The organism is Pantoea allii, from assembly GCF_002307475.1.
Classification (GTDB): Bacteria; Pseudomonadota; Gammaproteobacteria; order Enterobacterales; family Enterobacteriaceae; genus Pantoea; species Pantoea allii.
Genome location: NZ_NTMH01000009.1, coordinates 1 through 666 on the forward strand (window position 1 = coordinate 1; position 666 = coordinate 666).

The 666-nt window shown below is 63.1% G+C and carries 1 protein-coding gene; it reads left to right on the forward strand.

Features of this window, described 5'->3' with window-relative positions; all coding sequences use genetic code 11:
* The coding region (locus tag CMR03_RS25350) for a hypothetical protein (protein WP_208625001.1) at positions 1–274 on the forward strand (274 nt) is incomplete at its 5' end.
* Between the last annotated feature and the right edge of the window lie 392 nt (positions 275–666).

Consider the following 666-nt stretch of genomic DNA (forward strand, 5'->3'; position numbering starts at 1 on the left):
CGGCGTCCGGCAGCCGTCGCTGTCCCTTCGTCACTCACTGCGGCCTGACGGACCGTCCGGATGCGCCCTCCGTGGCGCAGCCGTCCTCGTCGCGGCATCCCTGCCGCGCCGTCCTGGCCTCCGTTCTCTCCTCAGCGCACCGGATGCCTCCAGCAAACCCCCGCCTGTGCGGGCTTATTCTTTAGTTGATGCGGGGTTGCCTGTGGGCGGGGCGATGTCGTTTTTTTCGGGTGTGTTCTGCCTGCAAGGTAGTGGGGATACGGTTTTGCACTGAGCATGTTCCGCCCGCCAGGCGTCGGGGAGTTTCAGCCTGTCCGTGCAGACGGTCGGGTTAAGGGGCTCGCGCCAGCCCCTTAACAATCCCGGCGTCCGGCAGCCGTCGCTGTCCCTTCGTCACTCACTGCGGCCTGACGGACCGTCCGGATGCGCCCTCCGTGGCGCAGCCGTCCTCGTCGCGGCGTCCCTGCCGCGCCGTCCTAGCCTCCGTTCTTTCCTCAGCGCGCCGGATGCCTCCGGAACCCCCCGCCTGTGAGGGCGTATATTTTTCCCAAAGACCGGCTTCACCTGTTATTAACATGCGTAATCAGAACTGAAGACAGGGAAGCCTGACGAAAATGAAAAAATGAACAGCAATAAGCTGTGATGCTTTTCTGGCATCTGAAGCGA